The sequence below is a fragment of the Polaromonas sp. P1_E1_2 genome (assembly GCF_056406035.1).
Genome location: NZ_JBFUAZ010000092.1, coordinates 1 through 10,037, shown reverse-complemented (window position 1 = coordinate 10,037; position 10,037 = coordinate 1). Strand labels below are relative to the sequence as shown.

Genomic DNA, 10,037 nt, shown 5'->3' with positions numbered 1-10,037 from the left:
TTCTTTAACGACGAAATCCATTTGGGTGGTGGCAGCTTGACCCCACACACTACGACCTTGCTCCTCGAACTGGGGTCCTTTTGGAAAGAACCCCGTGCCAAAAGAGTAAATACCAAACCTCACCTTTCCATTTGAATAGTATCGGCAAGTATTGACCATACGCTCGATATCTATTGGTATGACTAACGCCGTGTTGACAAGCAAATTTTTCATTTGTTTAACCAATCACGAGTTGCAGTCGTAAGGGTTGTGCCCCATTCCCCCACCTGCCTGGCTATGCTGGGCATATTCATCTGATATTGCCTAACGATGTACTTACCGCTGAGATGCGTAGCTGTCAGCATTTCTCTCTCCCAGCCATTTGGATTTTCAAAGTTAAATTCGAACAAATCCTTCGGCACCTTGATTTCTGTTACCCATCCGTTCTCTGTTCTGGACAGACCCTGCGCAAAGCGCTCCGCGACCTTGCGCGCCATAGAAAACCCAATGTAAGGTGAGTCTCCGCTATTTAGACCGTGGTCCTCGAATAAATTTGTAACTGAGCCTTGGCGTTCGGCACTCGCGATCATCTGATTGGAGGCATCAATTCCACGGGCTTGTGCAACTTTAGAGTAGAACTCACCCAGCTGCACACCGTCACCACGGAATAATGTCAAGAACTCAGACGTTGCGCTGCCCGAACTAGTCGGCGATATCTTTGTCCAAAGATTGCCAGCATAGTCACTTACTGCGCCAGCAATATCATTCGTCAAGAACTTCCAGTTCACTGACTCAGCCGCAATGCGAGTTGTAGCGCCAGCCAACAAACTGACCCCTTTGCCAATAACCGCTCCACCCGCAACCCCCAAAGCCACCTCCTGCGGTGAGCCCGGTAGCATCARGTCCACAAAAGTGTGCCGCATGGCAGCGCTACGCAGTGCGGCGTCATCACCCGCACGCGCCGCAAGTTGACCTTCGTACTCAAGTTGATTGAGCGCCCCAGCCTTGAAGTTGGCCATACCGCTCACAACAGACGACACGCCATTAGCAACGGGATTAACCACTCCGCCCCAGATTGGCCCAGCACCAGGCATGGTGAACAGGCCGAGTTCGTCATAGGGTGCGACAAACGCTTGGCTCGGTTCGGTCAATGTAGGGGTTGCAGTCAGACTCGTGCGGCCGCTCCATGCACCTACTTGCAATGCATCCAAACGTTGCCGCTCGGCCGCCGCAGCCGCGGTTAAGGCCGCTGCGGCTTCTTTTTGCCGAAGGGCCGTATCGGCGCCAATAAGTCGTCCACCGGCGCTCAAAGTGGAGTCGCTAATGTCACTCGGGATAGTCAGAACCTGGCCAATTTGCAGGTTGCGCGCGCCCTGTACTGACGCACTCAACCCATTAAAGGCCAAGATCGCGGCACCAGCTCGCTCATCGCCAAAGAAAGCACGACCGATGGTTGCCGGATTGTCGCCACTTTGGACGGTATGGGTACGGGGCTGTGAAATGACTGGCATTGCAGCCCAACTTGGCCTACCTGCTCTGCGTGCCGCGACATCTTCCGCCCAGTCCTGCCCGCCTGTCCAAGGTCCTTGATATGGCTCACTCCGATAGCCGCCCCCGTCCAAGCGCGCAAAGTCTCCTGGTGTACGCGTAAGCTCATCTTGGGCGCGAGCTGAATCATTGGCGCGGTCCAAACGCGCAAAGTCGCCCGTTGTCGGCTGCTGCCCTTGGGTCAGCATGTCGTCCGCAAATGCCCCCCCCAACGCATTGCCAAACGCATCCGCCGCAATCTGCTGCACAGCGATCCTGCCGCCGCGTGCGACTGCTGCGGCCGTACCAGCCGCCAAACCGGTGATCGCTGACTTGAAGAGGCGTTCACCAAAGTCGGYACTCTTGAACTCCTGAGTGCGTATGCCATTCGCGGTAATGCCCAGCGCTTCGCTCACACCCCAACCCACACCAGCGCCAACCGCGCTGGCCGCGACTCCACGCCAGTCAAAGTGATCTTGCAAGCCGGTGACAACACCAATGCCTTGCGTGACGGCATTAGTGACCGCCGCTTTCACAATCACGTTGCCCAAATCGGTGGTGAGCCCGTTGAGCGGTGTTGGCATAAACGCCTCCACTCCTTGCGCAATGCCAGCGCTTATGCCAGCCAGGGCAATGGCCTCCCAGCTGATGCCGTCCTGCACGCCAAGCACATTCCCGGCGACTTGGCCTAGAAACGACCCCAGCATGGCGCCACCGATGCCTCCGGTCATAACAGACACCACCACCGTGATGACGACAACTATAATTTGTCCAAGGACACCGCACCCGCCATCATCCTGCGCAGGCGGCGGTGGCGTTGGCAGGTTAGGCGTGGTATCACCCACGATCGCGCTTGGGTCGTAAGGCTTGAAGGTGTTGAAGTTGTTGCTCAGCGTCCCCACGCGATTGGGGATGGTCAGGGTCTGGCCGACCTTGAGGTCGTTGTCGCCTGCCAGGCCATTGGCCTCCGCGATGCGGTACCAGAGGGAGCTGTCACCGAAGGCACCCTTGGCGATACTTTGCAGCGTGTCGCCGGGTGCCACGATGTAGATGCCCGGGCTGGCCGACGGGTAATTGCCGTTGATGGGCTGATAGCCGAAGTTGAAGTCGGCCACGTTGGCGCCGCTGCCGGCGTTGCCATAGCGGCCCAGCACCTCACCACCGACGATCAGCTGGCGCTGGATCTGGCCGTTCTGGTTGGTGTACAGGGCCTTGCCGGCTGCGTCGCTGATGAAGCTCCGGTTGGCGGCGCCGTTGGTGCTGTCGGTGATGGCGGACAGGTTGCCGTTGACGTCGTAATAGCTGGTAGTGGTGCCCGGCTGGAAGTAGCTGCTGCTGCCGTAGACGCTGGCTTCCTTGTAGCCCTCGTAACGCGCCTGGCTGTAACTGTAGTAGTTGGTGTAGGCCATGCCGTCATAGTTCTGCAGCGTGTAGCTTTGCAGGTTGCCGGCCGCGTCATAGTTGTTGTAGTCGAGTTCGTACTTGGCACTGTTGTCGCTCTTGAGCACGCGCTGGTGCATCAGGCGGCCATTGGCGTCGAAGCGGTTGACCCGCGTTTCGGTGCCGCTGGCGCCGGACGCGCCGCCGTTGAGCGCGTTGATATAGGCAACCGGCAGGGTACCGGCCGGCCCGGTCTGCACGTTACGGTTGGCGCCGTCGTAATAACGGTAGTCCAGCTGCACGCCGTCGCGCACAACGCCGGTCAGGCGGTTCAGCCCGTCGTAGCTGTAGGCCTCAGTGGTCTGGCCCTGGCCCGCGGCGTAGTCTGTGCGGTACACGGGCACTTGCTGGGTCTGGTAGACGATGTTTCCGGACTCGTCCCGCATGGGGATGGGGTTGCCCGACTCGTCCAGAACCGGCTGGCCGGCCTCATTGAGAACCCAGACTGGAACACCGGTGCTGACCGTGTTGTAGTGGTCCACCACCTGCACGGTATAGACGCGGCTGCTCCCGTAATAGGTATCGCTGGTGCGGTTGCCGCTACCGTCATAGGTGATGCGGTGGCCCTGGGTGCCGAGGTTACCGGCCGCGTCCACCGCATCCACCACGGTCTGGCGGTTCATCGCGTCGTACTGGAAGTAGCGGTTGCTGTCGTTGGATGTATCGCCGTTGATGACGTGCGTCTGGATGCGCGTGCGGTTGCCCATCTTGTCGTAGTCGATGTTGACAAACGCATGGGTGTCATGCACCCAGCGCAGGCGGCCCAGGGCGTCGTACGCCATGTGGTTGTCCTGGTAGACCGCACCGTTCTGCGACATCCGCTCGCGCACCTGGTGGCCGGCCAGGTCCCAGGCATAGCTGGTGACTTTGCCGAGCGCGTAGTCGGTGATGCGGGTGAGCTGGCCTGCGGCGTCGTAGACGTAGCCCAGGCTCTGGCCGCGGGTGTTGGTCTGCGAGGTCAACTGGCGCGCGTTGTCGTAGGTGTAGCTGTACTTGGCACCGCCCAGGTCGGTGTGGCTGTACAGCCGGCCGAAGTAGTCGTAGCTCCAGGTGCTGGTGTAGCCGTTGGCATCGACCTCGCCGGATTTGCGCCCCTGCAGATCGAAGGTGGCACGCACCGTCTGGCCCAGCGGCTGGCGGGTGGCCACCACGTTGCCGCGCAGGTCGTAGGTATAGCTCAGTGTCTCGCCGTTGCCGTTGGTGTCGGTCAGCTTGTTGCCGGCCTGGTCCCAGGTGCTGGACTCGATGATGGCGCCGGTGCCCACGTAGACCAATGCATTGGCGCCGTTGACGCTGTAGACGCCGACGGTTGGGCGTACGGTGCTGAGCAGGCGGTTCAGCTTGTCGTAGTTAAAGGTGGTGACGAACCCGCGCGCGTCGGTGGCCTTGACCCGGTTACCGAAGGCGTCGTAGCGGTAACTGGAAACAGCGGCGTCCGCGTGGATGTCTTGCACCAGGTTGCCTGCGGCATCAAACACCTGGCCGTTGACGTTGCCGTTGGCGTCCTTGATGGCGACCTGCCGGCCCATGCGGTCGTAATAGATGCTGGTCACCGGGCTGGCCGCACCCTGGTTGCCGTTGCTGTCGGGCTGGGTCTGTTGGATCAGTTCATTGTTAGCGTTGTAGCGATAGCTGGTTTTCCAGTTGGCGGAACGCGGGTCGTTGATCTCCAGCACATTGCCCCAGCGGTCGGTCTTCTGGTTGACAACCGGGCGCACCCACTGGCTGTCCCCATTCTGCGTGGCGGTTTGCCCCAGCTGGGCACCCGCACTCTGACTGACCGAGCTGCTGCCCGCGACCGTCGTGTTGTTGGCGTAATACTGCGTGGGGACATACGTAGAGACCGCATAAGGTACGGCCACCACCACATTGCCGCTCCATTGGTAGTGCTCGGCCAGTTGCGTGCCGTAGATGTAGCCGGTGCTTTCGTCGTACCCGACAACCACCTGGTACGCGATGGGTGGGCCGTAAATGGGCTTGCTCGGGACCGTCATGTACTGGGCCGGGTCCGGCGGCAAATACCACACGTTCGAATACACCGGTGCCTGGTAGCTGTAAGTCGTGGGGACGTAGATCGTCTGATAGAGGATGTTGCCGGCTTCATCGCGCGCATAAATCGGCTGCATGGCTTCGTCGTACCCGACGATGATGGGCGGCCCTTGTGTCGGCACCTGCACGGTGTAGTACGCCGTGGTGTAGCTGGTCAGCGTCCACACGGGGTAAGGAACGCCGACAACGACATTGCCACTCCACTGGTAATTGGCCCCTAACGCTGTGGTGTAGACGGGTTGACCGGCTTCGTTGTAGGTGACCGTTTGCACCATGACCGGCGCGCTGTATTGGGCGTTCGTGTACCCGGTAATGTAGTTGGCGGGGTTGGCCGGGGTGATCCACTGGGTCTGGGTGTAAGCCGCGACGACCGCGATCTGTCCGGTGGCGTGCGCATAGGGAGCTCCCTCCCCGGCGTGCGTCCAGAGCAGTTCGTAGTCGTAAGTGCCCGCACCCAGGTTGCTTACGTCGGCGCCGTCATAGCCACCACCGCGCGGAACCACTGTACGGACCTGCCAGGCACCAGTGCTGCCGGCAGGCCTGACGCGCAAGACTTGCTCGACGCCCGCACCCGGGCTTGCCCAGCCGTAAACGCCGGTCTGGACAAACCCCAGCGGTGCGCTGATGGTCGAGAGCGCCGGCATGGCCATCGACAGGGTGCCGGTGGCCGTAGTCCGTGTCGCAGCGCCGGGCGGCGTGGTCAACACCCGGTATTCATAATTCCCGACGCTGAGCGCGGAAGCATCAAGCCGCAGCGCATCGCCAAAATTGATCAGGCTGACGTTGCTCCAGCCGCCGCTTCCGGCCGTTCCCGCAGGGCGCAACTGCAGCTGGATGTCTGTGCCGGGGTCGGTCGGCACGGCCACTTCGATACTGTTGCCGGCGTAGCCCAGGCTGGTCTGGTCGCTGATCTGCCGCCAGTTGCCTTGCAGGTCCTTTTTGTAGAGTTGCAGGCGCGTGACGCGGCTGAGGCCGCCATTGATGGTGCCGGCAGGGTCTTGCCAGCTCATGGTGACACCACTGGCCCCCTGATCGCCGGTCAATATCTGGCTGCGACTTCCAGCGGCACCGCCGCCTTGCACAACCGTTCCGATGATGTTCCCGGCTTCGTCCCTGGCATAGATGGGTTGACCGGCCTCGTCGGTGCCGATGATGGTGGCACCCAAAAGACTGGTGTAGGCCGGCGTCACATAGTCCATGACTACCTTGATGTCGCCGCTGCCCAGGCTTGCGAGGGAGGTCCAGCTCAGGGACACGCTATTGGTGCCGGTCCAGCCCAGGATGTTGCCGGATTCGTCGCGCCCGATGATGCTTGAAGACGAGGAAACATAAGCGTGGGTGGCGTTCTGGCGCACCAGCACTCCGCCTTGTGTCTGCAGGCGCTCGGGCTGCAGCTGCTGCGTGAGATGGCCGATTGCGTCGTAGCGCATGTCGGTGCGGCGCACGTCGGTCAGCGCAGCAACCTGGTCAGCGCTGGTGAAAGCCAGCAAGTTGGTATTGGCCCGGCCTGAGCCGGCGCTGCGGATGTCGGCCGTCTGATGTCCCTGCACATCGTAGAGCGCGACCTTGTCGACGCCGTCACCGCCGTTGGTCCGCCAGATATGGCCGGCGTTGTCATAGTCGAAATACTCCTGACGGCCGCCATTGACGCCCTTGCGCGTCATCTCTCCGAAGGCGTTGTACTCAACCGCCGTGTCCACCACGCCGGCCTGCGCCTGGCTGACGGTGGTGATGCCGGAACCGGTCGCCTGCGCCGCGCTACCTTCCCATTTGGCGATCCAGTTACCACCAGCATCCTGTTGCCAGATCCGGATGTAGCTGAGCTGTGACATGCCTCCGTCCGTCGCGCTGGCGTTGCCCCAGCCGAGGGTGACACCGCCACTCGCGGCGGCGGCGCCGAAATCCTGTACCTGGCTCGCCGCATGGCTGGGCGTGCCGCCATAGATAATGCCGGACTCGTTGGAGCCGATCGGGGTGTAGGTCGATAGCGTCTGGTAGTCGACCTGGACACGCACCAAGCCGCCCGCGGCATTGACCAGGCTGGACCACGTCAGGGACACGCTGTTGCTGCCCACCAGGGTCAGCGATCCTGCCTCATCCGCTACTGTGGTGGCTGAGCCGACCTGTACCGTGTTGAGGCCACCTTGCAGCACGGTGGTGGAAGCCGGGTCAATGACGTGGGTCTGCCGGCCCAGCTTGTCGTATTGGTAAGCCCGAAACAGTGTTCTGGTGACACCGTCATTGCCGGTGACGGCTTGCCATTCCTTGGCGATGCTRCCATGCGCATCGTAGGAGCTGTAGTGGTTGTAGCCTTGCGCGTCCGCGAGCTGGGTCACATGGCCCGAGCGGTCGAAGTACGCCATGGTTGTGCGGTCTGCGGCATTTGCTGCGGCTGCCGTGTAAGCACTCTCGTTCGCGGCACTGGCGCCGCTGGACAGATCGGTCTTGACGACCACATTGCCGTAGGCGTCGCGGCGGAACACCGTCAAGGGCGTCAACGAGCTGCCGTCGGCCACACCCCCTCGCGTAGGGGCGGCGATCGCGGTGACGCGGCCCATGGCGTCGTAGTAGCTGTAGGTGGAGGCACCGGCGGCGTCAGTCGTGCGGGTCAGGTTGCCGACGCTGTCGTATCCGTAGGTCGTACTCAGGTTGCCGCGTACGCTGGTCGCGTTGCTGTTGTCGCTGTACTCGACGTTCACCCTGACTTCCGAGGTCTTGCGGTTGCCTCGGTCGAAGATATATAGGGTGGTCCGGTCGTCGGCACTGCCCGGGGCGGTCGGCGCGGCAGCGGCGGGAGATGCGCTGTTCCAGCCCGTGAGCGCCGTGGCGAATTCGGTGTGCGCGCTAACGTTTCCAGCGGCGTCGAAAGCCTGGGTTGTCAGGTAGCCCAAGGCGTCCACGCTGGCGGTTTGCTGGCCACGCTTGTCGAAATAGTTAGTGGTCGATGTCCAGGTATCAGTCGCCGGGTTTTTCAGCAAGGCGACGCGGATCAGGTTGCCGAAGGCGTCAAAGGTATTGCGGGTGGTTTTTCCCGCAATGAAATACTGGCTGCCATTGGCGGCGTCCGGGTCGTAGACATAGGTCTGCGGCTCGGTGATCCGGACAGCGCGCCCCAGACGGTCATACTGGGTCAGGAGGTTGCGGTCCATGCCGTGGTTGACGCCTGCCGCGTTGACCGCGGCATCGACCTGAGCCACCGACAGGCTTGCAGGGTTGCCGCTCGGCAAAGTCGTCGCCGATCCAAAGCGCACCAGACGGGTGACCTCGCCCATGGCATTGCGTGTGTAGCCCGTCACAAAGCCCAGGCTGTCGACCTCATAGCTGACATTACCAAGCTTGTCATAGGCCTTGTAGCTGAAGTTGCCGGCGACGTCGCGGTTGGCGATGGCGTTTCCCAGCATGTCGTAGCTGACCTGGCTGAACAGCGTCTGCTGCGTTTCAGTGCGGGTGGCCAAGCCTGTCGCGCCGTTGGTCGTCAGGTTGTCGGTGGCGGCGTTGTACACGCCCACCGCGGGGTAGGTCGTCCTGACCTGCCGGCCGAGGGCGTCGTATTCATAGCTGGTTAGCCGCTGCTCCGCACGCCCGAAAGCTTCAGTGCGGGAAACGAGGTTGCCGAGCGCGTCGTATGCCAGGCGCGTGACGATGCCTGCCGCGCCGGAGGCGGCCTCATTGACCTCCAGGTTGCCGTTCGCATTCACCACCACGGATGTCAAGGCAACCTGAGGTGAAGTTTCCTGGACGAGACGCCCGCCCGCGTCGTAGTCGTAGGTCCAGGTCGCAGATTTTTTGTTCGTGAAGCTGAGTTTTTCGCCGAGGGCGTTGTAGGTGAACGATTCGGTGAAGCCCAACGCATCGGTGCTGCCCGCCAGGCGGCCCGCGGCGTCATAGACGAAGCTGCTGCTGCGGTCATTCGCGGCCGAAGCAACGATGGCGCCTGCGATCGCACTGGCCGTGCCGGCCGTGGCCGCCGGTATGGCCAGGGCGTATTCGGTCACGCCCTTGATAGCGCCTGTGCCGTCGTACACCGTCTTGCGGACGTAGCCCAGCGCGTCAACGCCGTAGACCTGGCGGTTGCTCGCGTCGAACACGCGTTTTTCCAGCCGGTCGTTCGCCGCGTCGGCCACGAGCAAGGCGCGAACCGCGGCTTCGGAGGCCGTGGCGCCAAGGGTCGACACATTGACGAGCACGGCGTAGCGCTTGAGCTGCACGGCGTTGCCAGCAGCGTCGAATGCCGTTTCGGTGGCCGCGCCGTTGGCGTCGATGCCAAAGACTTTGCGGTTGGCCAGGTCGTAAGCAAAGCGCTCGATGCGGTCATTGACGGCATCGGGGACCACCGCGGACTGGATTGCCTGGGCGCTGGGCGTGCCGGCTGCCGTGGGCGGCGTAATGGCTGCGGCATAGGCCAGCCTTTGCGCCACATTGCCGTTGGCGTCGTAGATGAATTTCGTCACGCCGCCCAGCGCGTCGACGCTGAAGGTCTGGCGGTTGGCTTTGTCATAGGCAAACACGGTGATGCGGTCGGCGGCAGAGGCGCTGACGCTGGCCGGCGCGGCCGAGCCGGCGATGGCCGTGGCGTACTGGATGGTCTTGACGGCGTTGCCGCTGGCGTCGTAGACGAAGCGGGTGACGGCGCCGACGCCGTCGGCGCGGTACACCAGCCGGTTGGCCGGGTCGTACAGATTGCGCTCGCGCACATCGCTGCCGGAAGCCACGACGGCGGCGTTGATGGCCGCAGCGGTGGCACTGGTGGCCGGCGCTATAGGCCTGGCGTAAGCCAGTCGCTCCAGCACGTTGCCATTGCCGTCAAACGTCTGCCGCACGACGGCGCCTGTTCCGTCGACGGACAGCACGGCGCGGCCAAGCTGGTCGTACACAGTGCGCAGGCGCTGGTCATGGGCAGCATCTGCCACGGGCGCGGGCAGGGTTCCCGCCACCCAGGCGCCGCCGCCCGACATCGCCACGCGGTTGGCATAGGCCACGCGCTCAATGACGTTGCCGGCCGCATCATAAACATACTTGATCACCTCACCCAGTGCATTGAC

General features: G+C 62.4%; 2 protein-coding genes. Both read right to left on the bottom strand.

The features are described 5' to 3' along the window. On the bottom strand, positions 1-213 hold a 213-nt coding region (locus AC1D1P_RS06995; protein WP_477672504.1), incomplete at its 3' end, for a hypothetical protein. Beyond that, the gene (locus AC1D1P_RS06990; RefSeq protein ID WP_477672503.1) at positions 210-10,019 is read right to left on the bottom strand and encodes a LysM peptidoglycan-binding domain-containing protein; all 9,810 of its coding nucleotides are present in this window, start codon (positions 10,017-10,019) and stop codon (positions 210-212) included. The genes AC1D1P_RS06990 and AC1D1P_RS06995, both read right to left, overlap by 4 nt. Between the last annotated feature and the right edge of the window lie 18 nt (positions 10,020-10,037).